This window comes from Microbacterium sp. FW305-3-2-15-F-LB2 (genome assembly GCF_058787255.1).
The window spans coordinates 575,426-601,516 of the sequence record NZ_JBYSZO010000001.1; the positions used below are offsets into that span (position 1 = coordinate 575,426).

General features: G+C 69.0%; 27 protein-coding genes. 17 read left to right on the top strand and 10 right to left on the bottom strand.

Going from position 1 to position 26,091, the window contains the following annotated elements:
* Positions 1-84: 84 nt before the first annotated feature.
* The gene (locus tag AC3WLZ_RS02785; RefSeq protein ID WP_412923566.1) at positions 85-411 is read left to right on the top strand and encodes a DUF7882 family protein; all 327 of its coding nucleotides are present in this window, start codon (positions 85-87) and stop codon (positions 409-411) included.
* A gap of 4 nt (positions 412-415) precedes the next feature.
* Here the strand turns inward: AC3WLZ_RS02785 and AC3WLZ_RS02790 are convergent, their stop codons facing one another.
* On the bottom strand, positions 416-871 hold the full coding sequence (locus AC3WLZ_RS02790) for a MarR family winged helix-turn-helix transcriptional regulator (protein ID WP_412923567.1): 456 nt from the start codon (positions 869-871) through the stop codon (positions 416-418).
* Positions 872-1,073: 202 nt separating this feature from the next.
* Here AC3WLZ_RS02790 and AC3WLZ_RS02795 point away from each other — a divergent pair, with 202 nt between their 5' ends.
* Positions 1,074-1,403, top strand: coding sequence for a DUF7882 family protein (locus AC3WLZ_RS02795; RefSeq protein ID WP_492468970.1), 330 nt, complete (start codon positions 1,074-1,076; stop codon positions 1,401-1,403).
* A gap of 37 nt (positions 1,404-1,440) precedes the next feature.
* On the opposite strand, the gene AC3WLZ_RS02800 is transcribed toward AC3WLZ_RS02795, so the two are convergent.
* Positions 1,441-1,734, bottom strand: a complete 294-nt coding sequence (locus AC3WLZ_RS02800) for a sigma-70 family RNA polymerase sigma factor (protein WP_492468971.1) — start codon at positions 1,732-1,734, stop codon at positions 1,441-1,443.
* Positions 1,735-1,893: 159 nt separating this feature from the next.
* Here AC3WLZ_RS02800 and AC3WLZ_RS02805 point away from each other — a divergent pair, with 159 nt between their 5' ends.
* The 8 genes from AC3WLZ_RS02805 (at position 1,894) to AC3WLZ_RS02840 (ending at position 9,559) form a co-directional block, all read left to right on the top strand.
* Positions 1,894-2,271: a DoxX family protein gene (locus tag AC3WLZ_RS02805; protein ID WP_412923570.1), complete on the top strand. Its 378-nt coding sequence runs from the start codon at positions 1,894-1,896 to the stop codon at positions 2,269-2,271.
* 7 nt (positions 2,272-2,278) lie between these two features.
* Entirely contained in the window at positions 2,279-2,821 is a 543-nt protein-coding gene (locus AC3WLZ_RS02810) for a 2'-5' RNA ligase family protein (RefSeq protein WP_492468972.1), read from the top strand.
* Positions 2,815-3,192 (top strand): PPOX class F420-dependent oxidoreductase, encoded by a 378-nt coding sequence (locus AC3WLZ_RS02815; RefSeq protein WP_492468973.1) that lies wholly within the window; start codon positions 2,815-2,817, stop codon positions 3,190-3,192. Before AC3WLZ_RS02810 ends, AC3WLZ_RS02815 begins: the two co-directional genes overlap by 7 nt.
* Positions 3,193-3,450: 258 nt before the next feature.
* Entirely contained in the window at positions 3,451-3,939 is a 489-nt protein-coding gene (locus tag AC3WLZ_RS02820) for an FBP domain-containing protein (protein ID WP_412923573.1), read from the top strand.
* A 100-nt stretch (positions 3,940-4,039) separates the two neighbouring features.
* Positions 4,040-5,047: a hypothetical protein gene (locus tag AC3WLZ_RS02825; protein WP_492468974.1), complete on the top strand. Its 1,008-nt coding sequence runs from the start codon at positions 4,040-4,042 to the stop codon at positions 5,045-5,047.
* Between the two features lie 72 nt (positions 5,048-5,119).
* Entirely contained in the window at positions 5,120-6,406 is a 1,287-nt protein-coding gene (locus AC3WLZ_RS02830; protein ID WP_412923575.1) for a glycosyltransferase, read from the top strand.
* Positions 6,399-8,525, top strand: coding sequence for a right-handed parallel beta-helix repeat-containing protein (locus tag AC3WLZ_RS02835; RefSeq protein WP_492468975.1), 2,127 nt, complete (start codon positions 6,399-6,401; stop codon positions 8,523-8,525). The genes AC3WLZ_RS02830 and AC3WLZ_RS02835 overlap by 8 nt, the downstream gene beginning before the upstream one ends.
* Positions 8,522-9,559, top strand: coding sequence for a helix-turn-helix domain-containing protein (locus AC3WLZ_RS02840; RefSeq protein ID WP_492468976.1), 1,038 nt, complete (start codon positions 8,522-8,524; stop codon positions 9,557-9,559). Before AC3WLZ_RS02835 ends, AC3WLZ_RS02840 begins: the two co-directional genes overlap by 4 nt.
* A 36-nt stretch (positions 9,560-9,595) precedes the next feature.
* On the opposite strand, the gene AC3WLZ_RS02845 is transcribed toward AC3WLZ_RS02840, so the two are convergent.
* Together AC3WLZ_RS02845 and AC3WLZ_RS02850 are read right to left on the bottom strand one after the other, a co-directional pair.
* A complete protein-coding gene (locus AC3WLZ_RS02845; RefSeq protein WP_412923578.1) occupies positions 9,596-10,561 on the bottom strand; it encodes an LLM class F420-dependent oxidoreductase in 966 nt (321 codons plus the stop codon).
* A 103-nt stretch (positions 10,562-10,664) separates the two neighbouring features.
* Entirely contained in the window at positions 10,665-11,687 is a 1,023-nt protein-coding gene (locus tag AC3WLZ_RS02850; protein ID WP_412923579.1) for a TerC family protein, read from the bottom strand.
* Positions 11,688-11,966: 279 nt separating this feature from the next.
* Here AC3WLZ_RS02850 and AC3WLZ_RS02855 point away from each other — a divergent pair, with 279 nt between their 5' ends.
* Both AC3WLZ_RS02855 and AC3WLZ_RS02860 read left to right on the top strand, forming a co-directional pair.
* Complete coding sequence (locus tag AC3WLZ_RS02855; protein WP_492468978.1) at positions 11,967-12,152, top strand: hypothetical protein; 186 nt, start codon at positions 11,967-11,969, stop codon at positions 12,150-12,152.
* 243 nt (positions 12,153-12,395) lie between these two features.
* Positions 12,396-13,088, top strand: a complete 693-nt coding sequence (locus AC3WLZ_RS02860) for an esterase/lipase family protein (protein ID WP_492468979.1) — start codon at positions 12,396-12,398, stop codon at positions 13,086-13,088.
* Between the two features lie 14 nt (positions 13,089-13,102).
* Here the strand turns inward: AC3WLZ_RS02860 and AC3WLZ_RS02865 are convergent, their stop codons facing one another.
* The gene (locus tag AC3WLZ_RS02865; RefSeq protein ID WP_492468980.1) at positions 13,103-14,956 is read right to left on the bottom strand and encodes a DUF2207 domain-containing protein; all 1,854 of its coding nucleotides are present in this window, start codon (positions 14,954-14,956) and stop codon (positions 13,103-13,105) included.
* A 185-nt stretch (positions 14,957-15,141) separates the two neighbouring features.
* On the opposite strand from AC3WLZ_RS02865, the gene AC3WLZ_RS02870 reads away from it, so the two are divergent.
* Positions 15,142-15,528, top strand: coding sequence for a DUF7882 family protein (locus AC3WLZ_RS02870; protein WP_412923583.1), 387 nt, complete (start codon positions 15,142-15,144; stop codon positions 15,526-15,528).
* Between the two features lie 93 nt (positions 15,529-15,621).
* Here AC3WLZ_RS02870 and AC3WLZ_RS02875 read toward each other — a convergent pair whose 3' ends face one another.
* Genes AC3WLZ_RS02875 through AC3WLZ_RS02885 form a run of 3 tightly spaced genes read right to left on the bottom strand, consistent with a single transcriptional unit; the run spans position 15,622 to position 18,166 of the window.
* Entirely contained in the window at positions 15,622-15,849 is a 228-nt protein-coding gene (locus tag AC3WLZ_RS02875; RefSeq protein ID WP_412923584.1) for a hypothetical protein, read from the bottom strand.
* 26 nt (positions 15,850-15,875) lie between these two features.
* On the bottom strand, positions 15,876-16,811 hold the full coding sequence (locus AC3WLZ_RS02880; protein ID WP_492468982.1) for an aldo/keto reductase: 936 nt from the start codon (positions 16,809-16,811) through the stop codon (positions 15,876-15,878).
* A 35-nt stretch (positions 16,812-16,846) separates the two neighbouring features.
* Positions 16,847-18,166, bottom strand: a complete 1,320-nt coding sequence (locus AC3WLZ_RS02885; protein WP_492468983.1) for a coiled-coil domain-containing protein — start codon at positions 18,164-18,166, stop codon at positions 16,847-16,849.
* A 373-nt stretch (positions 18,167-18,539) separates the two neighbouring features.
* Here AC3WLZ_RS02885 and AC3WLZ_RS02890 point away from each other — a divergent pair, with 373 nt between their 5' ends.
* Together AC3WLZ_RS02890 and AC3WLZ_RS02895 are read left to right on the top strand one after the other, a co-directional pair.
* Positions 18,540-19,256 (top strand): DUF998 domain-containing protein, encoded by a 717-nt coding sequence (locus AC3WLZ_RS02890; RefSeq protein WP_492468985.1) that lies wholly within the window; start codon positions 18,540-18,542, stop codon positions 19,254-19,256.
* Between the two features lie 4 nt (positions 19,257-19,260).
* The gene (locus AC3WLZ_RS02895; protein WP_492468986.1) at positions 19,261-19,452 is read left to right on the top strand and encodes a hypothetical protein; all 192 of its coding nucleotides are present in this window, start codon (positions 19,261-19,263) and stop codon (positions 19,450-19,452) included.
* 17 nt (positions 19,453-19,469) lie between these two features.
* Here AC3WLZ_RS02895 and AC3WLZ_RS02900 read toward each other — a convergent pair whose 3' ends face one another.
* On the bottom strand, positions 19,470-21,941 hold the full coding sequence (locus tag AC3WLZ_RS02900; RefSeq protein WP_492468987.1) for a helix-turn-helix transcriptional regulator: 2,472 nt from the start codon (positions 21,939-21,941) through the stop codon (positions 19,470-19,472).
* A gap of 344 nt (positions 21,942-22,285) precedes the next feature.
* Here AC3WLZ_RS02900 and AC3WLZ_RS02905 point away from each other — a divergent pair, with 344 nt between their 5' ends.
* Entirely contained in the window at positions 22,286-23,932 is a 1,647-nt protein-coding gene (locus tag AC3WLZ_RS02905) for a tyrosine-protein kinase domain-containing protein (RefSeq protein ID WP_412926099.1), read from the top strand.
* 57 nt (positions 23,933-23,989) lie between these two features.
* Here the strand turns inward: AC3WLZ_RS02905 and AC3WLZ_RS02910 are convergent, their stop codons facing one another.
* Positions 23,990-25,462: a sugar transferase gene (locus AC3WLZ_RS02910; protein WP_492468988.1), complete on the bottom strand. Its 1,473-nt coding sequence runs from the start codon at positions 25,460-25,462 to the stop codon at positions 23,990-23,992.
* A 339-nt stretch (positions 25,463-25,801) separates the two neighbouring features.
* On the opposite strand from AC3WLZ_RS02910, the gene AC3WLZ_RS02915 reads away from it, so the two are divergent.
* The gene (locus AC3WLZ_RS02915; protein WP_412923591.1) at positions 25,802-26,077 is read left to right on the top strand and encodes a helix-turn-helix domain-containing protein; all 276 of its coding nucleotides are present in this window, start codon (positions 25,802-25,804) and stop codon (positions 26,075-26,077) included.
* Positions 26,078-26,091: the final 14 nt, after the last annotated feature.

The following is a 26,091-nucleotide window of genomic DNA, read 5'->3' on the forward strand; positions in this document are numbered from 1 at the left end:
TGCGACATTTTTGGACAGGATCCGAAAAAAGAGGGAGTCGTTCGTCATGGTGCGTACTGGCTAACCGTGCGATGTGGATACCCTGTGACGGTGGGAAAATTGGTTTACGACGCCGCCGGTCACTCGTTCGACATCGAGGACCGTACGCTGGCCCACCTGCGCCTCGTTTTCATGAACAAGCTGCGCCGCGGTGAGCCCTTCATGTTCCATTTCCCCGTGGGCGACGGCAGCGGAACGCGCACGCTCTGGATCCACCCGTCTATTCCTTTGGTCTTCCATTTCTACGGAAGCCGCCCGCCGCACGTGAATCGCCGATGGATCGATGCACTCATGCACGAGGCGAGTTCGCCGAACGGACTGACGGTCGTTGTCGAGCCGGAACCGGACGCGGTGGAGGTGGCGACGGCCTGAGCCGTCAGCGGCACTCGGCGTCGACGACCTCGCGCACGCGGTCGAGGAAGTCGGCGAGCTGATCGGCGGCACCGGGCGGAAGATCGAGCGCGAACTCGCGGATTCTCGCGGTGACGGGGTCGATGGCATCCGCGTCGGTGCTGCGATCGAACGGCACGACGAACTTGCTGCGTCGATCCGCGGGGTTCGCGACGAAACCGATCAGCCCGCCGGCGGCGAGGCGGTCCAGCATGCCGGTGACGGACGCTGTCGAGACGGCGAGTGCCTGGGCGATCTCGGTGGGCGTCACAGTGGCACCTTCATCGGCGCGTTCGAGGATCAGTCGCATTGCTGCTCGTGCGTTTTCGCTCGGGCCGCAGCCCGTCTGGCGTCGCCGGGCCAGCCGAGCCTCGGCCAGTCGCAGTCTCTCGACGGCGCGGGCGGCGACGGCGGAGGGGTCGTCATCAGTCACGATCGTCATGGCTCTCCTGTAAGGGGTCCGGCCGCCCGATGCGACAGTCTAGTTAGGCAAACGAGATTTTCGTGGTCCGATGCATCTGTGGGGGGCCTGGTGAGACGGAAAGAAACTTGGTGGCTGGCCGATATATCAGCGGAATTCACTTGGTGATAGTTAGGCCAGTTAGTAAAATATTGAGTGCCGAAACCTCCGGAAGGGGACGCTCATGGGCCAACTGTTCTACGGCTCTTCCGAGCAACCGATCCGGATCCCGGACCGAGTGCTCGCCCATGTGAAAGTCGTCATCGCGACGAAGCTCCGCCGCGGAGAGAGCTTCACGATGTCGTGGCGCCACGTCGACGACGAGGCAGGCGGTCGAAGCACGATCTGGATCCAGCCGTCGATCCCGCTGCGTTTCGTCTTCGGGTCCGTCGAGCCCGAGATTCTCGACCCGGCCCTCTTGCAGACCTACGCCAACTCGGCGAACTCGTCGAGCGGTCTCACGATCGATCTCGGCGTCGCGGCGCCGGCCGAGGCACCCGTCCGCACGGCGTGAGGGCGAGAGCGCTCCACTCCGAGCGCTCCTGACCACGTCAGCGCCGCCCCGTAGCGTGTCGATGTGCGATGACGGTCATCCACTCCATGCCGGGGCAGGGCGGCGCGGATCGCCCGCGCATCCGTTCCCACGCCTCGACGTAGATCTCTTCGAGAAGGGATGCCGCCCGGTTCGCGTCCCGGGTCAGGCTGACGAGTAGGGCGTACACGCGGGGCGACGTCGCGTCGTAGAAGTCGACGAAGGCGTCGCAATCGCCGGAGGCGGCGCGCACGAGGAGTGCGTCGAGGTCGGCTCCCTCGACCGCGGGGCGCGGGCTGTCGGTGAGCGTCATCGGGGGCACCTCCTTCGTCGACAGACCTCAGTCAATCGACAGGTGCGCCCAGCGTCCGGGGGTTGCGCTGCGCGAGCACTTCGCGTAGCACCGCAGAAAGGCCCCCGGGCGGCTCGTCAAGCCCCGTTCGGTCGCTCACCCACCGTCTAGCCTGGCCGCATGAGAACCCTCGTTCGATGGGCTCTGGCCCTGGCCATGACCTTCGCCGGAGTCGCGCACCTCACGTTCGCCCGGCGCGATTTTCAGGCGCAGGTACCCGACGCGGTCGTGGAGGTCGGACCACTCGATCGGGACGCCGTCGTCGTGGCATCCGGGGTCGTCGAGATCGCCTTCGGCCTCGCTCTGGTCACCCTGCCGAAGGAGCGGCGACGCATCGGCGCCGCGCTCGCCGCGTTCTATGTGGCGATCTTCCCGGGCAACGTCGATCAGTGGCGTAAGAAGCGCTCCGCCTTCGGGCTCGACACCGACCGCCGACGATTCACGCGGTTGTTCTTCCAGCCCGTCCTGGTGGCCGCGGCCTGGTGGTCGACTCGCTGACACGCTGATGGGTGCCGTCGTCAGCGTGGAGTTCGTGCTCGATGCGTCCGCGGATGCTGCAGTGCGTCGCGAGTGGGTTCTGCTGGAGGCAGCGGGGCTGCCGAGCCAGGCGAGGCATACCGGGGTGAGCAACCGTCCCCACCTGACACTCCTCGTCCGTACGGCGCTGCGCGATCTCCCCGGGGCCGCCCTCGACCACCGTCTTCCGATCGAGGTGACGCTCGGCGCTCCCGTTCTGTTCGGCGGTGGCCGCACACGGGTCCTGGCGCGCTCGGTGGTGCCGACGGCGTCGCTGCTCGAGTGCCACGAGGCCGTACACGCCCTCGCCGGGCCCGGAGACGACGCACCCCATACGAAGCCGGGCGAGTGGACGCCGCACGTGACCCTCGTGCGGCGACTCCCGCTGGACCGGATCGGCGAGGCTCTCGCGGTGCTCGCCGATGACGGCGTCGAGCCGATCGCGGCCCATGCCGTCGGCCTCCGTCGGTGGGATGCCGCCAGCAAAACGGTCTCGCACCTCGCCGGACGTGGGACGCTGGAACCGTGCTGACCGACGATGCCCTGACTTTCTTGGCCGAATACCACCTCGCCACCCTGTCGACCGTCGGGCGCTCGGGCCGGGTGCACGCCGTACCGGTCGGCTTCACGTACGAGGACGGGGTGGTCCGCGTCATCGGATCGCGCGGCACCCAGAAGTTCCTCAATGCCGAGCGTTCCGGACGCGCTTCGATCTGCTCGGTCGACGGCGGACGCTGGATCAGCTTCGAGGGTCCCGCCCGGGTCACCGACGATCCCGCGGTCGTTGCCCACGCCGTGGACCTCTACGCCGCGCGCTACCGTCAGCCGCGTGTGAACCCCGAGCGGGTGGTTCTCGAGATGACGGTGGAGCGCGTGCTCGGATCGGCCCCGCTCCGCGGGTGAGAGGCGTACCCTCGAGGCATGTTGTCTGTCTCCTCCACGATGCCCGTCGGGCGTGAGGGGGTCGTCGGCGTGTCGTGCGCCGACGACAGAGGCTCGATCGGACCCGCGGCTCTCGTCGCCTGAGCGTCACCGCGCGCGACCCCGCCGTCGCGCTGCCACACCGCGACCGACCTCGTCGGTGCGGAGTGCTCCGTTCGCCCGCGCCCCGTCGCGGGCACCGTCCGACCGGGACCCACCCGGTCCATCGATGGGACCACCATGATCGCCCTCACCGAATCCACCATCCGATCCAGCTTCGTCAACGTCTCGCTGCGCGAGCGCAAGGCGATCGTCCTTCCCGCGGATCTCGCCGATCGAGACTGGGACCGTCTCGACTACGTGGGCTGGCGCGACCCCAAATCGCCCCTGCTGGGCTTCGTCGTCGCCGAGATCGACGGCACCCCCGTCGGTCTGCAGCTCCGACAGGCCGAGCAGCCGACCCGGTCACGCCCCCAGTGCTCCTGGTGCTCCGACGTCACCCTGCCCAACGACGTGGTGTTCTTTTCTGCACGCCGATCCGGCAGCGCCGGAAAGGCGGGGAACTCGGTCGGCACCCTGCTGTGCGCCGGGTTCGAGTGCTCCGCGAACGTGCGCCGTCTCGATCCGCCGGCGTATCTCGGGCACGACGCGGAGGCTGCGCGCGATCGCCGCGTCGAGGCGCTGCGGTCGCACGTCGACGGGTTCTTCCGGGATCTGATGAGCCGGTGAGCCGTGGTGCTCCGGGCCGCGCGTCCGGAGCACCATTGTTCGGAGCGCCGCGGAGGGGTGGCGTACGGGCGTGCGATCAGCGCCTGTAATACTCGACGCGATGAATCGTGCCCTCACCGCCCTGATCGTGGCCATCGCGTGCGCCGCTGCCCTGTCCGGGTGCGCTCCCGCACCCATGCCGGGGCTCGTGCCCGCCAGCCCCTCCGCGACGCCCGCCATCCTGTGCGCACCGGGGGCCGTCGTGGTGGGCGAGGGAGCCGACGCTCTGCAGGCAGCCCTGGACACGGCTGTTCCGGGCGTCGTGCTTCAGCTGTCACCGACCGTGTATCGCGGGCGATTCCACGCCACGGCGGTGGCGACCGCGGAGGCGCCGATCGTGGTCTGCGGCTCGGAGGGAACGGTCCTCGACGGCGGCGATGTCGAGGACGGGTACACGCTGCACCTCGAGGGCGCGACGTACTGGGACGTCCGAGACCTGGCCGTGCGGGGGAGCCAGAAGGGGGTGGTTTTCGATGCGACGACCCACTCGACCCTCAGCGGTGTGACGATATCCGACGTCGGTCAGGAGGGACTCCATCTGCGTGCCGACAGCGCCGACAACACGGTGCGTTCCGTCACGATCGAGCGAACGGGCCTGACGGATCCGGAGTTCGGGGAGGGCGTCTACGTCGGTTCCGCCGAGTCGAACTGGTGTCGATACACCGCGTGCGAGCCCGACCGCAGTGATCGGAACGCGTTCGAACATCTCGTGGTTCGCGACACGACGGCCGAGGCGGTGGATGCCAAGGAGGGGACCACGGGCGGCGTCGTCCGGGGCTCCTCGCTGTCCACGGGCCCGGCGCCCGCCGTCGACAGCGCGGTCGATCTCAAGGGCGCCCAGTGGCGCCTCGAGGACAACACGATCGAGGGACCGGTCGACGCCGTCAGCATCCACACCATCCTCGACCCCTGGGGATCCGACAACGTCGTCGTCGCGAACACCCTGCATCCGGGGCCGGGAGGTCTGGGTGTCGCTGTCGTGGGGTCCGCCCGGACTGCGGGGAACACCGTCGGATGCGACAACGCGGTCGAAACGGGCGTGTCCTTGACGGACGTTGCGTGCACGTAACACGGACGCGGTAACCTTCACTGTCTTCCCCGGGCCGGAAATCGGCGTTCCGCCGCGGGGAGGGAAGTGCGCGTGGGCCACGGGTCATTCGGGGAACAGCTCATGTGGCTGCTGCCGTTCGGGTACCTCGGCATCGTGTCCTGGGGCTTCTGGATCGTGCGCAAGCTCCTCGCCGCGACGTCGCGTCCCGTCCGCAACGACTACCGCACCACGACGACCGTCGTCGTCCCGTCCTTCCACGAAGACCCCGACGTCCTGCTGAGGTGTCTGCAGACGTGGGTGCGGCAGGGGCCGTCGCGCATCATCATCGTCCTGGACCTCGCCGACGTCGAAGCGCAGCAGCGCATCGAGGCGCTGCAGATCCCCACCGTCGAGGTCGTGATGTTCCGTCACCGGGGGAAGCGCTCGGCGCTCGGGGTCGGCATCCGCATGGTCGACACCGAGCTGATCGTCTTCGTCGATTCGGACACGGCGTGGGAGGACGGCATGCTGGACGCCGTCCAGATGCCCTTCATCGATCCCGCGGTCGGCGCGGTGAGCACACGGCAGAACGTCTACCTGCCGAAGTCCAGCGTCTGGCGCCGGGTGGCCGACTGGATCATCGACCTGCGCTACACCGACTACGCGCCCGCGATGGGCCGGTTCGGCGGCATCATCTGCGCGTCCGGCCGCACCGCGGCCTATCGTCGATCGGTCATCCAACCGCGCGTGGAAGACCTCGAGCACGAGATCTTCTTCGGCAAGGAGTGCATCGCCGGCGACGACGGGCGGATGACGTGGCTCGTGCTCTCCCAGGGCTTCCGCGTCGCCCACCAGGACAGCGCTCGCGCGCTCTCGATGTTCCCGGGCACGTTCCGGGCCTTCGTGAAGCAGCGGGTCCGGTGGAGTCGCAACTCGTTCCGCTGCTACCTCACGGCCATTCGGCACGGCTGGGTGTTCAAAGTGCCGCTGATCTCGCAGATCACGATGATGCAGATCCTGCTGACCCCGTTCACGATGTTCGTCGCCCTGGCCTACATCGCGCTATCGGTTCGCGCGGACCACCCGTTGCTCGGTCTGGGACTGGCGATCGTGTGGCTGTTCGTCGGTCGAGGCATCCGGGGCATGTCCCACCTGTGGCGCCGCCCCGAGGACATCGTGCTGCTGCCCCTGGTGACGCTCATCATCATCTTCGTCGCCCTGCCGATCAAGGTGTATGCCCTCTTCACGATGAACAAGCAGGGGTGGCTCACGCGGTCCGCCGACACCCAGGGCGGGGAGGGCCAGTCCGAGGCGAGCCTCGGTGGGGAAGGCCAGTCGGCCGCGAGCGTCGGACTAACCGTCCCGTCCTCGGAGGCCACGGAGGCGGCGCATGGCTGACGACGGTGCCCTGACCGCTCTGGAGCGCGGCGACACGCAGCCCGCGATCCGCGGAGTGGCCCGCGTCATCATCGTCATCGCGGTGGTCGCGCTCGTCGCGAGCGTCGTGCTCGTCGGGAACTTCGTGCACACCGGCACGTTCCTCCCGTGGTTGCGCAGCGACGCACCGACCGGTCCGGTCGTGGGCGAGTCCCCGAGCCCGGATGCCACCGACGCCCCCGCCGCGCCGAAGACACCGGCCGAGCTGGTCGCCGCCGAGGACGCGCGGCTGACGGCGGTGGCGGCGCTGGCACCGGACGATCCGGCTCTCGCGCAGCAATGGAACACCGTCGTGCTCGCGCCGAAGAACGGCCAGCAGTGGGGGTACACCGTCGCCGATCTCGAGGCTCTCGGGGCGGTTCGTATCGACGATGACCGCTCGATCACCCTCGTCCGCAACGTCGTCGTTCGCCGCGGTGCCGAGCTGGACTTCTACGGCGGCGGAACGGTCCGCATGCTCAGCTCGGCGCAGGGGACCACGAGCATCGTCGTCTGGGGCGGCATCCTCGGGGTCTTCGGCGGCGAAGATGATCCGCTCGCCTTCACCTCGTGGGACGAAACGGCCGCAGCCCCCGATCTCACCGAGGACGACGGTCGTGCGTACGTGCGTGCCCGCGACGGCGTGCTCGTGATCGGTCACGCCGAGTTCCGCGACCTCGGGTACTGGAGCGGCCGCACCGGAGGGCTCGCCGTCACCGGCACCGGCGATGACCGGGCGTCGGCGGGAATCGTGTCGACGAAGATCTCGGGGTTGCACTACGGCGTGTTCTTCTCCAACACCACTCAGGCAGGCATCCAGGACAGCACGATCGAGAACTCGACGATGACGGGCGTCGAGGTGACCAACGGCGCCTCCGACACGACCATCGAACGAAGCACCGTCACCGGCTCAGGCGGTGACGGCATCTCCGTCTCGCGCCAGTCGACGGGCACCGAGATCACGGACTCCACCGTGGACGACTCCGCGGGATGGGGTATCCGCATCGACGGTTCCGCTCTCGCCGACGGCCCGACCTCCGGCGGATACGGCGTCACTCCCGCGAAAGGCTTCACGCTCACCGGCTCGAACGTGCGCAACAGTCGCGAGGGCGGTGTCCGCGTCATCTCCACCGACGCGACCGAGATCCGCGGCACCGAGGTGGACGAGACTCGCAGCGCCGTCCTCGTCGAGGGCCCTTCCACGGGGCTCACGGTGGCCGACGCTGATCTCACGTCGTCCGACCTGCGCGCACTCGACATATCCGGGAAGATCACGGATGCCACGGTCTCCGACTCCCGTCTGGCGGGGCGGCGCATCGCGCTCGAGCTGACCGGCGCGGCGGTGATCGTCCGCGACAACGATATGCGCGTGGCATCCGGGTTCGCGGTCGAGTTGGCGGAAGGGGCACGCGCCGACATCACCGGGAACACCTTCCACGGGGTCGGCCAGGACGTCGTGGCGTCGTGGTCGGGGTCGCGCACGATGCAGGCGAACAACTCGCAGACCGACTGGACTTTCCAATGGGCGTGGGTCGGGTGGATGAACGAGCACCCCATGATGTGGATGTGGGCGCTGGTGCTGCTGATCCCGGCGATCGGCATTCCCGTGCTCTGGCGCCGGCGCCGTGAGCATCGGAAGCTGCGCAGGCTTCTGCACGAGGCGCTGCTCCGGCACGGCGAGGAGGAAGTGGCGGCATACGCGGCTCGCACCCCCGCGACCGACTGGGCGCCGCCGCGGCCGTCCGATCGAGTGTCGCCGGCCGAACCCGTCACGACGACACGTCCCGGCACCGGGTGGGATACCCCGACGAGGGTGCCGACCACGATCCCGTCCCGCGGGCCGGCCCCCCGCGCGATGCCGGCCTCGACGGCCGGACCACGCCTGGCACCGCCGCGACCGCGTTCCTTCGCGGATCTGCGGACCGGCCCCCTCGAGGGGCGGACCTTTGCTTCTCTGCAGCAGTTCGCCGTGGCAGCGGTGCTCGAGGGCGGCTATTCCGTGCCGACCATCGCGCGCCTGTTCCGCATCCAGCAATGGCGACTGCAACAGTGGGTCGAGGAGGCAGCACGAAGCACCACCGTCGGAGGAGATCGACGATGACCGAAGAACGCGAGGACGATCGTCTGAACGCCGTTCTGCACATGCTCGGGGAACGCGTGCGTGCGATGCGTCTGGCACGAGGGATGTCGCTCACGGAGTTGTCGTTCGAAGCGGAGCTCTCCGAACAGCGAATCCGCTCGATCGAGGCGGGGCGAAGCGCGGTGCCTCTCGCGGTTCTCGTCGCGCTCTCCGACGTCTTCGAGGTCGGCGTGGCCGATCTGTTCGGCGACGGGAACGCCCCGGCGCCGGAATCGGGTGCGATCGATGCGCCGAGTTCGAGTCCGCACGTCGTGCCGAGCCCCGTCATCTGGGGTGGTGAGCTGCCTCCCGCGCCCTGGAAGACGTCCGCACCGACTGCGGTCGCTTCGCCGGCACCCGCCGCTCCTGCGGCGGACCCGCTTCCAGGGCCCCCACCGTCGGCGCCACCCGCGGTGTCGGTGCCGCCGGCCTGGCCGCCGACGCCGGTGCCGCAGTCGTGGGCCTCCGCACAGGCCCCGGCCGAGCCCCCGTCGGTGCCGCAGTCGTGGGCCCCGGCACAGGCCCCCGCCGCGCCCCCGACGCAGGTCCCGCCGGAGGCGATGGCTCCCGTGGCGGGGTTCTCACCGCACATCGCCCCCGGCACCGGAGTGCTTCCCCCCGCCCCGTGGCAGACCTCGGTACCGGCGGCGACGGCGACTCCCGCCGCGCCGGCGTCGCCGCCCGGACCGCCGTACCCCGGCCCGGCGGATCCGACACCGCCCGCCCATGCGCCCTCGGCGGCGCCGCGCGTGCACAAGCGCGCAGCGGAACGCGGGATGCAGGAGGCCTCCGCGTACGTGTTCGTGGCCCCCGGTACCGGCGCGGTCACCGCCCCCCGCACGTTCGCCGACCTGCGGGTCGGACCCCTCGCCGGGCGGAACTTCCGCTCCTTGCAGGAGTTCGCCGTGGCATCCGTGGTCGAGGGCAATCATGCGATCGCTGACGTCGCCCGCGTCTTCCGGGTTCCGGCGTGGCGGCTCGAACAGTGGGTGCGCGAGTCCGGCCACGCGGTCTGAGTCGCTCCGAAAGCGCCACCGCGTGGCCGTCCTCCCTCAGAGGGCGCGCAACTTCTCCAGCAGCGGTGCCGCGACCTCGTCGACGAACCGCTGCTGCTGCTCGTCGCCGACCTGCACGATCGCGATGTCGGTGAAGCCGGCATCGATGAACGGGCGGACGCTCTCGGCGAGTTCGTCGAGGTCGGGGCCGCAGGCGATCGACTCGGCCACGTCCTCGGGACGCACGAACTGCGACGCACCCGCGAAACCGGCGGGGGTGGGAAGGTCGGAGTTCACGGCCCAGCCGCCCGCGAACCAGCGGAACTGGTCGTGCGCGCGCGCGATCGCGGCGTCCTTGTCCGGGTCCCAACTGATCGGGATCTGGCCGATCTTGCGCGAGTCCCCCTCGTGGTGCTGGTCCCACCCGCGGATGAGGTCCGCTTCGGGCTCGGTGGTGATGAGGTGATCGCCGAGCGGGGCGAACCGCTCGATCGAGTGCTCGCCCGAGACGGCGACACCGATGGGCACGCCGCCCTCGGGGGCGTCCCAGACCCGGGCGGAGTCGACCCGGAAGTACTCACCGTCGTACGTCACGAGGTCTCCGGTGTGCAGGGCGCGAATGATCTCGATGGCCTCGACGAGCATGTCCTGTCGGGCGTGCACGGCCGGCCACCCCTCCCCGACGACGTGCTCGTTCAGGTTCTCTCCCGACCCCAGGCCGAGGGTGAAGCGGCCGTCGGAGAGCAACTGCAGCGTCGCCGCCTTCTGCGCCACGACGGCGGGGTGGTAACGGATCGTCGGGCACGTCACGTAGGTCATCAGTTCGACGTCCGTGGTGGCCTGAGCGACGGCACCCAGCACCGTCCAGGCGTAGGGCGCGTGGCCCTGCGACGTGAGCCACGGGGAGTAGTGGTCGCTCGAGACGAGGAAGTCGTATCCGGCGCGCTCGGCGCCGACGGCATAGTCCACGAGTGCGCGGGGGCCGCTCTGCTCGGTCATGAGGGTGTATCCGAAACGAGTCATGCCGTCACGGTAGGTCGGCGCGGTGACACGGCCCGCGGGGTTGCGCTCGACGTCGGGATACGGCAGCAGGCCCGCGGCGCTCGCCGCGGGCCCGCGCCCTCGCTCAGTCCTCGGGAGCGTGGATGACCTTCTCGCCGTCGAACTGATCGCGCCGGTTCTTCTCCGCGTCCTTGCGCGTCTTGGCCAGGCTCGCGACGGTGGCCACGGCGACCGTCGCGGCGATGAACAGCAACGAGAACCAGATCGGGATCTCGGGCACCCACAGCAGGGGCTCGCCGCCGTTGATGAAGGGCAGCTCGTTCACGTGCAGGGCGTGGAAGACGAGCTTCACGCCGATGAAGGCCAGGATGACAGCCAGCCCCTGCGACAGGTACACCAGGCGCTCCAGCAAGCCGCCGATGAGGAAGTACAGCTGACGAAGACCCATCAGCGCGAACGCGTTCGCCGTGAACACGATGTACGCCTCGTTGGTCAGACCGTAGATCGCGGGGATCGAGTCGACGGCGAACACCAGGTCGATGAAGCCGATCGCGACGATGACGAGGAGCATCGGGGTGACGAAGCGCTTGCCGCCCTTGTTCACCGTCAGCTTGTCGCCGTTGTACTCCTCGCTGACGGGGAGGATGCGACGCACGAAGCGCATGAACCTGCCGTTGGCGGGGTCGCTCTCACCGTGGGCGAACGCCTGCCGGTACGCGAGGAACAGCAGCAGCGCACCGAAGATGTAGAAGATCCACGAGAAGTTCTCGATGAGGGCGGCGCCGACCGCGATGAACGCGCCGCGCATGACCAGCGCGATCACGATGCCGATCATGAGCACCTTCTGCTGGTACTTCTTGGGCACGGCGAAGCCGGTCATGATGATGAGGAAGACGAAGAGGTTGTCGATCGACAGGGCCTTCTCGGTCAGATAGCCGGCGAAGTACTCGCCGCCGTAGGTCCAGCCCGAGAAGACGCCGATTCCGACGCCGAAGAGCAGAGCCAGGCCGATGTAGAACGCAGACCAGCGGGCGGATTCGCCGACGGTGGGTTCGTGCGGCTTCCGCACGTGCGCGAAGAACTCGAACACGAAGAACGCGATCGTGACCGCGATCGTGATGATCCAGATGAGCGGGGTGACACCCACGCGGGCCTCCAAGGGTTTTGGTGTACGTCGAGACACCAAGGTCTCTTCCACTCGCGATGCGAGCCGACGGCCCGGGCCCACGATGGCGTGGACCGTATTGACGGGATCGTCGCGTGGGAATACTCCCCTTGTCGATGACCATCCTACGCGAGGTCGACGAGGGGAAGCCGTACGCCGCCTGAAAAGCGGTCAGCACGAGCCGGTCGTGGACGCAACCCCTCGCGTCGGCATCCGACCTCCTCGCAGGATGCCGTAAAGCCACGGATCGAGGAGGACTTGATGCACGATCGCGAACCCACCCAGGACGCCCCCGTGATGGACGGCGCCACCGAGGCGGCACCCGAGGACAAGAAGGCGGGGGCCCGGGACCAGCGCGCCGCCGACGCGTCCGTCGCCGACGACGCCGCGGACGAGGAGTTGAACGACGATCTGCGGAGCATCCGCGGCTACGGGGAAGACCGCTGAAACGACGAACCCCGTCCGGAGCCGGGGTGGGGGAGTGGCTCGACGGACGGGGCGTCGCGCGCTGCGAAGCGCGTCCGCACCGGCAATGCCGGGGCTGGGGAGTTCGACAGTACGCCCGCAGGACGGACGAGGGATCCGCTCACAGCCGATCCCAAGGCGCCGCCTCGGCAATTGCCGGAAACGTCATGCCGTGGGTCGCCGCGCCCATTCACCCGGCGCATGACCGTCAGTGAAGGGGAGGGGATGTCGACCGACGCCGCGCCGCACCGGTGGCGCGACCGCGCCCGTGACCTGGTGTGGTGGGGACAGGACTATCTGTACGCCATCGCGGCCCAGGTGCGTGCCGTCGGACCCGCCGGTCCCGATGACCTCGCCACCGGTGCGGGCCGTCCGCTCGTGCTCCTTCCGGGGATCTACGAGACGTGGCGGTTCCTCGAGCCCCTCGCGCGCACCCTCCACGCCCGTGGGCACCCCGTCCACGTCGTCGCGGGGTTGGGGTCCAATCGGCGCCCGATTGCCGAATCCGCGGGTCTTGTGGCCGATCTCCTCGTTGCTCGAGATCTGGACGATCTCGTGATCGTCGCGCACAGCAAAGGGGGATTGATCGGCAAACACCTCATGGCGTTCGATCCGGCGGGCGTGCGCGTGCGCGCGATGGTCGCCGTGGCAACCCCGTTCGGAGGATCGCGATACAGCAGCCTCATGCCCACCCCCTCGCTGCGCGCCTTCCGATCCGGGGATGCCACGATGCGCGCGCTGGCGTCATCTGCCGGGGCGAACACCCGGATCACCTCCGTCTACGGTGCCTTCGACCCTCACATCCCCGAGGGCAGTGCACTCGCCGGAGCCCGCAACGTGCGCCTGAACAGTGGTGGCCACTTCCGTGTCCTGGCTGACCCTCGAGTCATTGCGGAGGTCGTCCGCGTGGCGGAGTGAGCGGCATCCGTCGATCAGCGACCACCGCCACCGCCGCCGCCCATTCCGCCGCCGGAGAAACCGCCGCCGAATGATCCGCCCGAGAAACTGCCCGACCCACTGACCTGCGGAGCGGGACTGCTTCCCGCATGCATCGTCGCCAGCGAGGTGGCGAAGGCGGCGCTCGAGAATCCGTTCGGTCCCCGATACCAGCCGAGATCCACCCCGCCCGCGCGCGCCTGTGTGGCCAGGACCTCGACCCACTCCCGCTCCACGCCCCAGACGACGGCCCACGGCAAGAGCCTCTCGTAGAGGTGCAGCACCTGGACGGGATCGTGGGTACCGACGGATCTGCGCTCCGCTCCCTCGGGGCTCTGCAGCATGCGCAACCGGTCGGTCTCGGCCAGTGTCAGATAGTCCCGAAGTCCCAAGAGATGATCGCGGGCGGGCGCCCCGGCATCCGTCACGCGATCTGAGTACCGGATCAGGACGAAGGTCAGGATGCCGGCCACCACCGTCACCGGAATCGCCGCCACCTGCCACCAGGTTGGTGCCGTCCCCACCGCGGTGACGACGAGGGCGGCGACAGAAAGGCCGAACGCGACCACGGCGATCGTCCCCGCCGCGGCAGCGCTTCCCATCCGCGGCGGGCGGAGCCATCCGCGGCGGCGCAGCTCGCTTTTGGCGAGGGGGAGGAGGTCGCGCAGCCGCTCTCCGGCGTCGGTTCCGGGGGTATCGAGAGCGACGCGTTCGCCGGGGCGCGGGTCGTTCCCGAACACCGCGGCCAGGACGCCGGCCCGGAGCGCGGTCGCGCCCGCCCCGTCGATGTACTCCAGGACGAGCTCGTCGTCCGCGGTGGGGTCCTCCACGATGCGCAGGTGTCCTGATACCGCCGTGTCGAGGATCGCTGCGGGGAGTGCGGCGCCGGTACGCCGAATGAGGTGCGCCCCCTCTAGGACGTCGGTGTCGGTGGGGGGCTCGTACTGGGCGACGATGATTCCACGCCCCCTGGCGTCGCGGTTGCGGCGCCGAGAGGCAACGGCCGCACCTATCGCCACGGCGCTGACTCCCAGAGCACCCACGGAGACCGCCGACAGCACGGGTGCCGCATCCACCGCGAACTGTTCGGCCGCGGTGCGGACCACTTCCCCGGGGACGAACGTGCCGCGGGCGAATCCCACGGAAACGGTCAGGTTCTCGCCCGGCTGGAGGTCGCTCGTGGATGCCGAGAAGGTTTCATCGCCGTTCGCCTGGGTGGCGCGATCGACGTCGCACCGGTCCGTCGAGCCCTCCGCCCCGCGATAGCAGGCCGTGGCCCCGTCGAGGACGTTGTCGGCGAGCGCTCCGTCGACCGTCAGCTCGACGCTCACGCGGCCGAACGGCTGGTCCCACTGAGTCCCGTTGATGTCGCGGTAGAACTCGTCGGCGTCGGTATCGGCGAAGGATCGGATGGTGTCGCGCTGGGTGTACGAGATCACATAGGTCTGAACTCCGTGCACGTAGGTGTCGTCCCCGGTGAGGATGCGCACCTCGCGGCGGCCCGTCTCCACTTCGTACGGGATGGGGGCGCCGTCGGCGCCGGTCACCGAGGTGATCCGCGTGTGCAGCGGCACGCCGTCGTAGTCGTCGGGGATCGCCCGGATGATGCCGCGATTCTGGTCGTCGTCGGGGAAGACGGCGACGAGGGTCTCGATGACCGAGAGCTCGGCGTGATCGTCGGCGTCGCGCGTGAGGGTCATCCGTGCATCGAACGAATCGAAGCGGAAATCATCGACGTCAGCGTGCGCCGTCGTGGGCATCGCGAGCGCGATCGCGAGGAACCCGAGGACGGCGGCGAAGGTAGCGAGGAGGAGACGAAGAGAGCGGGCCCGGCCGGCGGATGCGTCCATGGATTCGACGCTACCGACCAGCGAGAGCAGCCGCCTCCGTCGCCCGGGGGATCGAACGCCTTGTTCGCGCCACGGATGTGGGCCGCGGAAAGGGGTGCCGTGGCGACCCAAACTTATATCTCGCTTGCCTATTCGCTAGTCTACCTAGTAAGTTTGCGAACAAGATAAGAAGGAAGGGAACCACCATGGCGAAGTTGTTCTACGGAACCACCCCCGAGCCCATCACGATCGACGATCGAGTGCTCGCCCACGTCAAGGTGGTCATCGCGACCAAGCTGCGCCGTGGTGAGAGCTTCACCATGTCCTGGACGCACGCCGCCGGTGAGCCGACCGGTCGATCGACGATCTGGTTGCAGCCGGCTATCCCGCTGCGGTTCGTCTTCGACTCCGAGCAGCCCGAGTCTCTCGACCAGAACCTCCTCAAGCGCATGGCCAACGATGCGAACTCTTCGCGTGGTCTCAGCCTCGACATCGATGTGGCGGAGACCAGCGCGGATCAGCGTCCGGCAGCGGCCCGTCCCGCGCAGGCCCGCCCGTCGACCGCACCGCGCTCTCTCGTCCGCGCCGCATGACGTCCGCTGATGCCGCGGTGAACCACGCCGCCGGGTGGGACGTCCCGACCGAGCCGCTCGCGATCATCGCTGCGGCCGCAGCCGGGCCAGTCGTTACGGCTTGACGTCGTCCGTCGGAACGGTGCCGTGCGAAGCCCTCGTGGGTGGTTCGAGTCGAGTCAATGCGATCGCCGCCACGAGCAGCACGGACCCGATCGCGATGAAGAGCAGCTTCGGCCCTACCGGGCTGTCGGCGGGCAGAAGGAGCGTCGGCGCGGCGAACACGAGGGCGGAGATCACCGCGACGATCGGACCCCAGGGTCGTACCCGTCTGCGTTCCATGACACCCTCCTCCTCAGCCCGTGCGATCAGGGAACGACGTATCCCGCTGCCCGGACAAGCGAGTACCACTCCGCGCGCGACAGCACGACGTCGGCGCCGGCTGCTGCCTCAACCACGCGACCGGGCGTCGTCGTCCCGAGGACGACCTGCATCCCGGCGGGATGGCGGGTGATCCAGGCCACCGCGATGGCAATGGGCGACACGCCGTAGCGCTTCGCGAGGTCGTCGATCACCGCGTTCAGTTCCGGGTACGCCGGGTGGCCGAGAAACACGCCTTCGCTCCGTGTCCCCTGAAGAGGGGACCACGCCTGAAGGGTGATGCCCTCCAGGCGGCAGTAGTCGACGAGACCGCCCCCATCGAGGACAGCCGACTGGGGAGCGGTCTCCATGTTCATGGCCAAGCCCTGGGCGATGATCGGCGCGTGGGCGATCGAGAGTTGCACCTGATTGGCGACGATGCGTTGGCGCACGGCGGTGCGGAGCAGATCGATCTGCCGCGGCGTGTGATTCGACACACCGAAGGCTCGGACCTTCCCGGCGGCTTCCAGCTCGTCGAACGCGCGCGCGACCTCGTCGGGCTCGACCAAGGCATCCGGCCGATGCAGGAGCAGGACATCGATGTACTCCGTCTGCAGGGCGCGGAGCGAGGCGTCGACGGACGAGACGATGTGATCGTAGGAGAAGTCGAAGTACGGGCCCTCGCGCACGATCCCGGCTTTCGTCTGCAGCCGGATCTCCGCACGCTCGGAGGATGACAACCGAAGCGCCTCGGCGAATCGCTGCTCCGCGGAGTGAAGCTCTCGAGCGTAGATGTCGGCGTGGTCGAAGAAATCGATACCTGCGGAGCGGGCAGCGGCGTACAGCTCGCGCACATGAGTGTCGCTCTTCCCGTCGATCCGCATCATTCCGGCAACGACGGCGGGGACAGCGGGGCCCGAAGGGCCGAGCGGGACGGTTCGCATCGCCCCACGCTATCCCGGGATCTGCCGTCGGGGCTTCAATCAGCGGCGACGGCCGCGTCGTCGGAGCCCTTCTCCGACGTGTCGCGTTCCTCCTCCGACCGCTGCGTGCCCCGTGGGGCGGCACGCATCAGTTCGTCCATCTCGGACAGGAAACTGTCGAGTTGTTGTTGCTGCCACCGCAGATCGCGCGTGCGGTCTTCAGCGGAGCGCAGCACGCTCGAGGCGTGTCCGGTGATGGCATCCGCGATGCGCTGCGCCTTCTCGCGCGCGTCATCGAGGATCTCCCTGGCGTGCACGCGCGCCGATGCCTCCATCTGCTGCGCCTGTGCCCGAGCCAGCCGCTCATGATCGTCCGCCCGAGAGGCGATTCGCCGCGCATGCTCGAGCGCGGCCTCCACTTGTTCGCTCGCGTCCGAAGTGATGCGCTCAGCATGGGCCACGGCCTGATTGTGAAGAACGAGAAATTCTTGCTGGGCGTCATTCTGTCGGCGCGTCAGTGACTCTTCGAACTCGAGGACTCGAGCGGTCATCTCCCGCACGTCCCGCTCGGCTTTCGCCCGCATGTCGCCGGTCTCACGGGATACGAGGGAACGCAGCGCCGCTGCTCCCTTCTCGGCCTCCGTTCGTACGGCCACGGCCTCACGTTCTGCCTGTGCCACCTTCTCGAGGGCGTGGGCGCCCTCGCGCTCGATACGAGCGACGTGCGCGGTGAGCTCGGTTTCGATCCGAAGGCGGACCTGGTCGGCATCGTGCTGCGCCTCCGCGCGCATCCGATCGCGCTCGGCGGTCGCGTCCTCGCGGATGCCGGCCGCCTCGTCGCGCGCGCTGTCCAAGAGCCGTTCCGCCTGGACAACCGCGTTCTGCACGAGTGCGCTCGCCTGTTCCTCGGCGACGCGGAGGATCGCGTCGAACCGTTGACGCGCCTGGGCGGGATCTCCGGCGTCGTCAGAACCGGAGGCCAGCCCGCTGGAGAGAGCGGCGACCTGTGCCTCGGCCTCCGCCGTACGTGCGGCAGCAGCGCGTAGCTCTTCTCGCAATCGGCTCGTCTCCTCGGAGTGGAGTCGGGCTGATTCGGCGAGCTCGTCGTCGTGTTCCGCACGCTGCTGGGCGAACATCGCCTCGGCGCGCATCTTCTCGCGCTGCGCGTCGTTGGATGCTGATCGGGCTCTCTCCGTCAGACGGCGGACCGTTTCGTCGACGGCCTCGCGGTCGTATCCGCGGAAGCCGATCGGGAAATTCGTCGCGGCGCTGTCGTCAGGAGTGTCGCCGAGGAGTTCTTCCAGGGGCGACGCTGCCTCCTGGTCGGGCGCGTCCTCGGACGATGACGGGGACGGCTCGGCCTGATCGTTCGTCACGGGTGTCCTCTCGAGCGATCATGGTCCGCGTCGTGCTGCTCTCGGCACGCTACGAGCAGCGAGTGCGGGGAGGAGCCCGAGCCGAGGGATGCGCGGCCTCGAACCGGGTGCCGTGGCCACGAGACCGCGCATCCATGATGAATGACCGGGTTTACGAGCAGGGAACTTGGGGGAGAACCGCTCACGATCACTCGGAGAAGACGATGCCATGCCGACGAGCCCGAGACCGGTTCCTGGGCGATTCCTCACCCGAGGAATCGCCCGAACCCGATCGGATTTCCGACCGCACGCAGGTCGGGTGCGTCGGCATCCCGCGCGACAGGCTCGGGGCGCGGTAACCTGGCCGAGCCCCTCGACGCCGCCGGAGACGCCCATGACCGAGACGATCGTTCGGTCCGCCGGCTCCACCGCGGGCGAGCGAAGCCGTCGGGTCGCCCGCCTCGCGGCCCTCGGCGGGAGCTTCGCCTTCGTGAGCGCGGCACTCATCTGGATGAGCAGACTCGGAGACCCGAGCGTCGAGTACGTGAGCCAGCTCGGTGCGACCGGGACGCCGACGGCGCCGCTGTTCAACTCTGCTCTGCTCTTGCTCGGCATCGCCGCGGTGTTGGTTGATCGTGCGCTCCTCCACGGGCCGAACGTCTACGTCGCAGGGTGGCCGGTGTCGGCCACGCTCGTCGTGTGCGGCGCGTGTTTCGCGCTGGCATCCGTCGTCACCTGCTCTCCCGGGTGCCCGGTCCCCTTCACCCCGGGAGCCCTTCCGCAGGACCTCATCCATATCAGCGCGGCGGTGCTGGGCTTCGTCCTCGCAATCGTCGCCATGGCTCAGGTGGCCTTCCTGCGTCGGCGCCCCTGGATGCGCGCGGCCAGTCTCGCAACCCTCGTAGCGGTGGGCGTGACCTCGTTCTCCGGTGCCATGCTCGCGCTCTTCCGCGGCGACACCGTGCTGGGGGGCAATCTCGAGTTCACGGCCGCCACGCTCGCCATCTCCTGGTTCGGCATCTTCGGTCTGCAAGTCGCGGCCGACCATCGCGTCATCCGGTCAGCGGGAGCGGAGGGGCGCCGCGGCGCGCCCGCGCAGGAAGTACCGTGACGTCATGACGAAACGACTCCTGTTCCGGATCCTCGGCGTTGCCGCGCCGGTCGCAGCGCTCGTCATCGTTCTGGTCGTGCTCCACGGCGCCGGCGTGCCGTTGTCTCTGCCCGGCGTGCTCGTCGTCTTCGTGATTCTCGTGATCGCACGCACGGTCGTGCGGTTGCGGCGTCGGCGGCGCACCGACCGCGGCTGAGTCGGCGCGCCACCGGGTCACAGGTCGCTCTCGGCCTCGATGAGACCCCACGCGTGCGCGGCGCGGATGGCGCTCGCGCGATCGGACACCTCGAGCTTCCGGTACAGGCTCTGCAGCTGCGTCTTCACGGTGTTGGGCGAGACGACCAGAGCGCGAGCGATGTCCGCGATCGTCGAGGTGGGCGTGAGCTGCGCGAGAACCACCTGCTCGCGTTTGGTGAGATGCGGCACGCTCACGGATGACGCGAAGAACGAGGCGCGTTCGGACATGCGCTCGCGCGCCGCCGGCGACAGCAGTCGCAGAACGAGCCCGCGGTCCTCGGGGGCGACGGCGCTCCAGGGACTCCACAGGTCGTGGCGGGCGCTGAGTGCCTCGGCGCGCTGGGCGGTGGAGCGATGCGCGCCCGTCCCGTTCAGCCGCACGTCGGCGACCATGCTCACCACCATGCTCTCGAGGGCAGCTCGTGGCGACGAGTCCTGATGGATGCCCCACTTGACACTCATCACGTACGCTTCGTGCGCGCGGCCGGCATAGAGCTGAGAAAGCGCGATGGCCGGGGCCGTCGCGGCGGAGAGGCCGAATGGCCCCTCGAACAGGGCCATCGCCTTGCGCGCCTGACGGAGCGCGATCAGAACTTTGGCGCGAGCCGTGAGCAGTTGGATCGACTGGAAGTGCGACGGCGGGGTGCTGCGCGTCCTGACCATCCACGACCGCAGCATGCCGAGCGCATCGGGCGCCGCTCCGGACAGGAGAAACGCGATCGCCTGCACGGCCGCGGCGAACGGCCACAGCTCCCGTGCCCCGCTCGTCGCCGCGATGGTGTCGAGCCGGTCGCGGGCCGCCGCCGCATCCCCTCGTTCCAGCGACAACCACGCATCGGCCAGGCGGGTCCCTTCGCCCCAGGGCGAGGCGAACCATCCGTCTTCGCGGTCGGCGTCGCAGAGAGCCCCCGCCGCGCGCACGTCGCCTTCCAAGAGCGCGACGACAGCGAGAACACCTCGGGCTCGCAGTCGTCGTGCGGGCGGCGCGAGGCGGTCGACCTGCCCGAGCGCGAGGGTTGCATCCCGGAGCTTGCCCATCGCCAGGTGAGTCATCCCTACCTGGTACCAGCCTTCGGCAACGACGTCGTCCGGCACGGCGGGCCGTTTGCGCAACGCGTCCACCAGGAGGGTGGCGGATTCGGTGGCGAGAACGAAGCGGCCTGCCGCCCGCAGGAGGTTCACCCGGATGATGAGCGCTTCGATGTTGTGCTGGGCGGCGGCCTTGGCCTCGGGCAGTCGGCCGAGTGCACCCACGACCAGCGCAGGCGTTTCGGCGGATGCGGCCGTCTCGGGGTCGACGGAGAGGAGGGCGTCCACCGACACGGGATCGAAGCCGACGTGCGATCGAAGAGTCGAGACCAGGGACGTGAAGGCCTGGGAATCCCGCGCCCAGATCTCCGGACCGGCCGAGCGGAGGATCGAACCGAGAGTCGGCCATTGGCCCGCGTCCGACGCCAGCTGGGCGGCCCGGAGAGGCTCTCCGGCGGCGACGAGGTGATCGAGGAGACGGAGACGGGCGCGTTCGACCAGCTCGGGAGCGCCCGCGGTGATCTCCCGCAGCCACTGCGTGCGCACGGGCTCTGCCAGAACGAGTCGAGTCGTGCTCGGCCAGACGAAGCCGGCATCCTGGAGCTCCGTCAGGAGGTCGCTCGTGGTTCCCGTCGTGGAATCGATGCCGATCGCGTCGGCCAGTTCCACGTTGATGTACGGAGCCACCGCAAGGAGCCGCACCTCGTTCGTGACGGGGGCGCTCAAATGGGCCTCCATCTCCGCGGTCAGGGCGACGGTGGCGTCGTCGGCGACGGCATCCGCTTCGTCGCGCGTCCGCAGGGGCAGACCCTCGAGACGCAGTCGGGAGCTGGCCAGCTGAGCGAGCGCGGGCCATCCGTGCGTGCGCCGCATCAAGACGTCGATGGCGACGTCGGTCGTCTCGACCCCGTTGAGCTCCAGGACGAGAGCGAGCTCCTCTCTCGACATGAGGAGGTCCGGCGGGGTGAGCACGTGCACGTCGAACTCGAGCGCGACCAGCGGGCTTTCGAGTCGGGTGACATGACGAGTGGCCGCCACGACGCGGAGTGCGGGATCGACACGGAGGAGGTCGAGGATCGCGGTCGAGTCCACCGGTGTGCCATCCGTGAGGTTGTCGACCAGCAGGACGTGCTGCGGAGGACCTTCGCGGAACGCCGCGCCGATGCGGTCGAGGGTGGCCGGGTCGGCGTGTGCGGCCTCCAGGAGCTGGATGCCGACCTCGGGATCGTCCTCGAGCTCGCTGGCGAACTGCCGCAGCAGAGCGCTCTTGCCGACGCCCGCGGGTCCGCGGAGCAGGACGACATCGCTCTCGAGTGCGTTGCGGAGCTTGGCAACAGTGGCGGTGCGCGGTGTCCAGAACCGGCTGGAACGGCGCACGGTGCGCGCGGCAGCGGGTGGGGTGTCGAGGTCGATCAGCATCCTGTTCTCCAACTCTCGGGCCGGTGGTGTCGTCGGCCCGCTGTGTGCGACGGCGACGAGGTGAGCGCTCGGCGTCGGGCCGCTTCACCCGATCATTGGGGCGATGTTCGCCCGTTGACCGCACGAAGAGAGCGGTTTCATCCCGGTCGTCATCCCCCTTTCACCCTGGCGACATCACACTCCCCGACCTGGTCTCACCACCGTGACGAGCCCCTGAATCCCCCCGCGTTTCGCCCGCTCGCGGCGATCCCCGCGTGCGCGGACCGACGCCGGCCACGTGCCTATGCTTCCCCGGGCTCGGCGTTCCCGACACGGGCCGAGCGAAAGGCGGAACACGAGTGGACATGCAACGCGTGGCGCGCATCCTGCGCGCGTACTGGAAGACGATCCTCGCGCTCACGATCGCCGGGGGGCTCGCGGGGCTGGGCTGGAGCGCCCTGCAGCCGCGGGTCTATACCGCCGACGCGACCGGCTACGTTGCCAGCGCGTCCTCGGACGGGTCGACCGCGGGGGCCCTCGCGGGAAACTCGCTCGCGTTGTCGAAGGTGAAATCCTTCATCGACATGGGCTATTGGCGATCCGTTGCCGAAGCGGCGCGCGATGAACTCGGACTCGACACCAGCCCCGAATCCCTGGTGGCACGAATACAGGTGTCCAACCCGATCGACACGGTGAATATCCGGGTCGACGCGAGCGGACCGACTCCCGAAGCGGCGCGTGATCTGGCGCAGGCGTGGCTGCACGGCATGACCTCGCAGGTCGACCAGTTGGAGTCCAGCGCGGCGGGCGACGGTGCTGTTCGTCTGGTCGCGGGGGACTCGGCGCGTCTTCCGACCGCGCCGTCCTCGCCCAACGTGAAGCTCGCGGTGGCCATCGGCGCCATCGCCGGTGCGGTGATGGGCGTCGTCTTCGCCCTGGTCCGCCGCGCGTTCGACCGTCGGTTGCGGTCGGCGCACGACGTCTCCGATGCTGTGGATGCCTCGGTGGTCGGCATTCTTCCCATCGACAAAGAGCTGGCCGCCGGTCGGGCCGTGTTCTCGTTCGACGACATTCGCGACGGCAGGGGATCCTTCGCGCACAAGGAGGCGATGCGAGAACTCCGGACGAATCTGCAGTACGTCGATGTCGATCGTCCTGCGCGAGTGATGGTCGTGACCAGCCCTCTCCCCGGGGACGGCAAGTCGACGACGGCCGCGAATCTCGCGGTCAGCATCGCGGCGACGGGACAGTCCGTCATCCTCATCGACGCTGATCTGCGGAGGCCCGTCCTGGGTGCGATGTTCGGCTTCTCCGACGATGTCGGACTGTCCGACGTGCTGGCTGGTCGCGCGCGCATCGATCAGGTCGCCCACCAGGTCGACGAACACGGCCGCCTCTTCGTCGTCGCGGCGGGGCGCACGCCACCCAACCCGAGCGAGATGGTCGGTTCCCAGCGCATGCAACAACTCGCACGTACGCTGGCTGACGATCTCGTCGTCGTGATCGACTCGCCCCCGACGCTCGCCGTTGCCGACGCCGCGGTCATCGCCAGCTGGGCCGACGGTGCCGTGCTCGTCGTCACGGCAGGGCGCACGACCGACGACATGCTGGTGCGAGCGGTCGGAAACATCTCCAAGACGCGGGGGCGGCTGCTGGGAGTCGTGCTCAATCGCGTCCCGCTGCGCGGTGCCGACTCGAACTACTACGGGGCGCAGTATGGGGGCTACTACGGGTACGGGGTGTCCAGCTCTCGCTCGGGCCGGAGTCGCCGGTGGAGTGGCCTGTGGCGGCGCGCATCGAAGAGTTCCCCGGGCACGGATGACGAGACGCCCGGCCCTCGCCGGCGTTCCCCCGAAATGCCCCCGTCCAACGTCAGCGGGTTACGCACCCTCTCCACGCGGCGGAACGGATCTTCGCCGGCGGGTGAAACCGCTCGTGAAGGCGCTAAGGCGACCGCGACGACCACCGACGGTGTCGGCGAGTCCCCCTCCACACGTCGAAAGCGCGGCTGACGGTCTGAAACGAAGAAGGCGCCGGTCCCCGATGGGGCCGGCGCCTTCGCCGTGGGCTCAGTGGGCGGTGTCGCCGGGCGCGACCACCGCCTTGACCGTGCGGAAGAGGATCACGATGTCGCCGATGAGCGACCAGTTCTCCACGTAGAAGAGGTCGAGCCGGATCGCCTCCTGCCACGGCAGCGTCGACCGGCCGCTGACCTGCCAGAGCCCGCTCATTCCCGGGCGCACGATGAGGCGTCGACGTGCGTCATCGTCGTAGAAAGCCACCTCGGCCTCGCGCTGGGGTCGTGGGCCGACGAGGCTCATCTGGCCGGCGAGGACGTTGAACAGCTGCGGGATCTCGTCGAGGGAATATCTCCGCAGGACCCGGCCGATCGGGGTGATCCGCGGGTCGTTCTCGATCTTGAACAGGGGTGAGCCGTCGCGGCCCTGGGCCGACAACAGCTCGGAGAGTCGCGCGTCGGCGCCATCGAACATGGAGCGGAACTTGAACATTCCGAAGCGCGTGCCTCCCTGCCCCACGCGCTCCTGCCGGTAGAACACCGGACCAGGGCCCGAGAGGCGGACGAGAGCGCCGAGGACGAGCAGCAGAGGGCTGAGCGCGACGAGGAGGAACAGGGACGCGACGATGTCGAACGCGCGCTTGAGCACCCGCTGACGCGTGGAGTATTGGGGCGTCTCGACGTGGACGAGGGGGAGGCCAGCGACCGGACGCGTGTGGATGCGGGGGCCGGCGACATCGGTCAGATTCACCGCGACGATGAGGTGCTGCCTTCCGGGCTCGAGCCCCCAACCGATCCGTCGGATGTCTTGGGCATCGAGCTGGCCGCCTCCGGTGATGAGTACGCTGTCCGCGTCGAGCGCGTCGAGTCGACGTTGCAGCGTGCGCGCGTGCGCGTCCGTCCACGTCGTCCCGTCGTCGGAGTCCACCTGGTGCAGGCCGACCACCGTCAGGCCGACGCCGGGCTGTCGCATGATCTCGGCGGACACCCGCGCGTTTTCATCGGCGCTGCCCACCAGCACGACGCGCGCGGACATGTCGCCCTTTCGTCGCCGTGCGACCAGCCATCTCCGCGCGGCGGTACGAGCCACGAGCAGCGTCAGAGTGCCCAGGGGGAGGCTCAGGAGGAAGTAGCCGCGGGACAGATCGATCTCCGCGAGGTATGCGGCGATGGCGACGAGTCCGAAGAGCTGGAACGACGCCGCGATGACCAGGCGATGCTCGGCGATGCCTTGTCCGACGACACGGGGCAGCCGGGTTCCCCAGAGGGTCAGCGCCGCCAACCAGCCTGCGCTGAGGAGGATCGACGCCGTCGTGTAGTCGATCGGCGCCCCGCCGACGCTGGCCGGTGCAGGACCGAGCCAAAGGAACTGCGTGACGAACACGGCGAGGACGACCACGAGGGAGTCGAGGATCGTGAGCAGATTGGCGTACCTCGCCTGCCAGGACCGTCGGCGCGGGAGGCGGGGGGAGGTGGAGCTTTTCGTATTGGTGGGTGAAACGAGTGGCGAGGTCGCGAGATCCATGAATACTCCGCTGATCGGGCTCAGTGGCCGGAGAAGGTGCGCGCCTGTGCGGGATTGAAAGGCGCGTGGCCCGGGCACTCTGCCACCGCGTCGGTCGGGAGTTCAGAATTCTCCGCACGGCGAAGAAGGGTGAAGGAGGCCGACCGTGACGGATCGAGGGCACGGACCGCGCACGGCTCGGTGTGCACTCCGATGCGATCCGTCGATGGATCGCCCCCTCGCTCACCTTGACATCCACACCCGTCACCCAGCCGGGGCGGCGCCTGGCGGTGGCGAGAAGGAATGTCACGGCATGTACACATGTTCATGTGGGCGTAACTGTGCAGTCAAGCTGGACCCATGACCGACGTGCCCGATCCTTGGAACGAGTTCGCCCACGAGTTCGGCGCACGCCTTCGACACGCACGCGCCGACCGCGGCCTCTCGCAGGAACACGTCGCCCACGCCGCGGGGCTGGCGACCTTCACCTATCGCAAGCTGGAGCACGGCGAGTCCAATCCCGGTACGCCAGCGAACCCGCGCCTACGCACCATCGTGTGTCTCGCGGAGGTCCTGGGCATCCCGCTGTCGGAACTTCTCCCTCAGCCTCCGGAGGGCGTCGCGCCCGGGCGCTGAGGGCGGTGTCGGAG

What these genes read in the sequence shown, in the direction of transcription:
- AC3WLZ_RS02870 (WP_412923583.1), top strand. Translation starts at nt 15,142, where the DNA reads ATGGCGAAGTTGTTCTACGGAACCACCCCCGAGCCCATCACGATCGAC.
- AC3WLZ_RS02860 (WP_492468979.1), top strand. Translation starts at nt 12,396, where the DNA reads ATGTCGACCGACGCCGCGCCGCACCGGTGGCGCGACCGCGCCCGTGAC.
- AC3WLZ_RS02845 (WP_412923578.1), bottom strand. Translation starts at nt 10,561, where the DNA reads ATGACTCGTTTCGGATACACCCTCATGACCGAGCAGAGCGGCCCCCGC.
- AC3WLZ_RS02800 (WP_492468971.1), bottom strand. Translation starts at nt 1,734, where the DNA reads ATGACGCTCACCGACAGCCCGCGCCCCGCGGTCGAGGGAGCCGACCTC.
- AC3WLZ_RS02820 (WP_412923573.1), top strand. Translation starts at nt 3,451, where the DNA reads ATGATCGCCCTCACCGAATCCACCATCCGATCCAGCTTCGTCAACGTC.
- AC3WLZ_RS02840 (WP_492468976.1), top strand. Translation starts at nt 8,522, where the DNA reads ATGACCGAAGAACGCGAGGACGATCGTCTGAACGCCGTTCTGCACATG.
- AC3WLZ_RS02835 (WP_492468975.1), top strand. Translation starts at nt 6,399, where the DNA reads ATGGCTGACGACGGTGCCCTGACCGCTCTGGAGCGCGGCGACACGCAG.
- AC3WLZ_RS02905 (WP_412926099.1), top strand. Translation starts at nt 22,286, where the DNA reads ATGCAACGCGTGGCGCGCATCCTGCGCGCGTACTGGAAGACGATCCTC.
- AC3WLZ_RS02790 (WP_412923567.1), bottom strand. Translation starts at nt 871, where the DNA reads ATGACGATCGTGACTGATGACGACCCCTCCGCCGTCGCCGCCCGCGCC.
- AC3WLZ_RS02875 (WP_412923584.1), bottom strand. Translation starts at nt 15,849, where the DNA reads ATGGAACGCAGACGGGTACGACCCTGGGGTCCGATCGTCGCGGTGATC.
- AC3WLZ_RS02880 (WP_492468982.1), bottom strand. Translation starts at nt 16,811, where the DNA reads ATGCGAACCGTCCCGCTCGGCCCTTCGGGCCCCGCTGTCCCCGCCGTC.
- AC3WLZ_RS02865 (WP_492468980.1), bottom strand. Translation starts at nt 14,956, where the DNA reads ATGGACGCATCCGCCGGCCGGGCCCGCTCTCTTCGTCTCCTCCTCGCT.
- AC3WLZ_RS02810 (WP_492468972.1), top strand. Translation starts at nt 2,279, where the DNA reads ATGGGTGCCGTCGTCAGCGTGGAGTTCGTGCTCGATGCGTCCGCGGAT.
- AC3WLZ_RS02910 (WP_492468988.1), bottom strand. Translation starts at nt 25,462, where the DNA reads ATGGATCTCGCGACCTCGCCACTCGTTTCACCCACCAATACGAAAAGC.
- AC3WLZ_RS02795 (WP_492468970.1), top strand. Translation starts at nt 1,074, where the DNA reads ATGGGCCAACTGTTCTACGGCTCTTCCGAGCAACCGATCCGGATCCCG.
- AC3WLZ_RS02890 (WP_492468985.1), top strand. Translation starts at nt 18,540, where the DNA reads ATGACCGAGACGATCGTTCGGTCCGCCGGCTCCACCGCGGGCGAGCGA.
- AC3WLZ_RS02825 (WP_492468974.1), top strand. Translation starts at nt 4,040, where the DNA reads ATGAATCGTGCCCTCACCGCCCTGATCGTGGCCATCGCGTGCGCCGCT.
- AC3WLZ_RS02855 (WP_492468978.1), top strand. Translation starts at nt 11,967, where the DNA reads ATGCACGATCGCGAACCCACCCAGGACGCCCCCGTGATGGACGGCGCC.
- AC3WLZ_RS02895 (WP_492468986.1), top strand. Translation starts at nt 19,261, where the DNA reads ATGACGAAACGACTCCTGTTCCGGATCCTCGGCGTTGCCGCGCCGGTC.
- AC3WLZ_RS02900 (WP_492468987.1), bottom strand. Translation starts at nt 21,941, where the DNA reads ATGCTGATCGACCTCGACACCCCACCCGCTGCCGCGCGCACCGTGCGC.
- AC3WLZ_RS02915 (WP_412923591.1), top strand. Translation starts at nt 25,802, where the DNA reads ATGACCGACGTGCCCGATCCTTGGAACGAGTTCGCCCACGAGTTCGGC.
- AC3WLZ_RS02805 (WP_412923570.1), top strand. Translation starts at nt 1,894, where the DNA reads ATGAGAACCCTCGTTCGATGGGCTCTGGCCCTGGCCATGACCTTCGCC.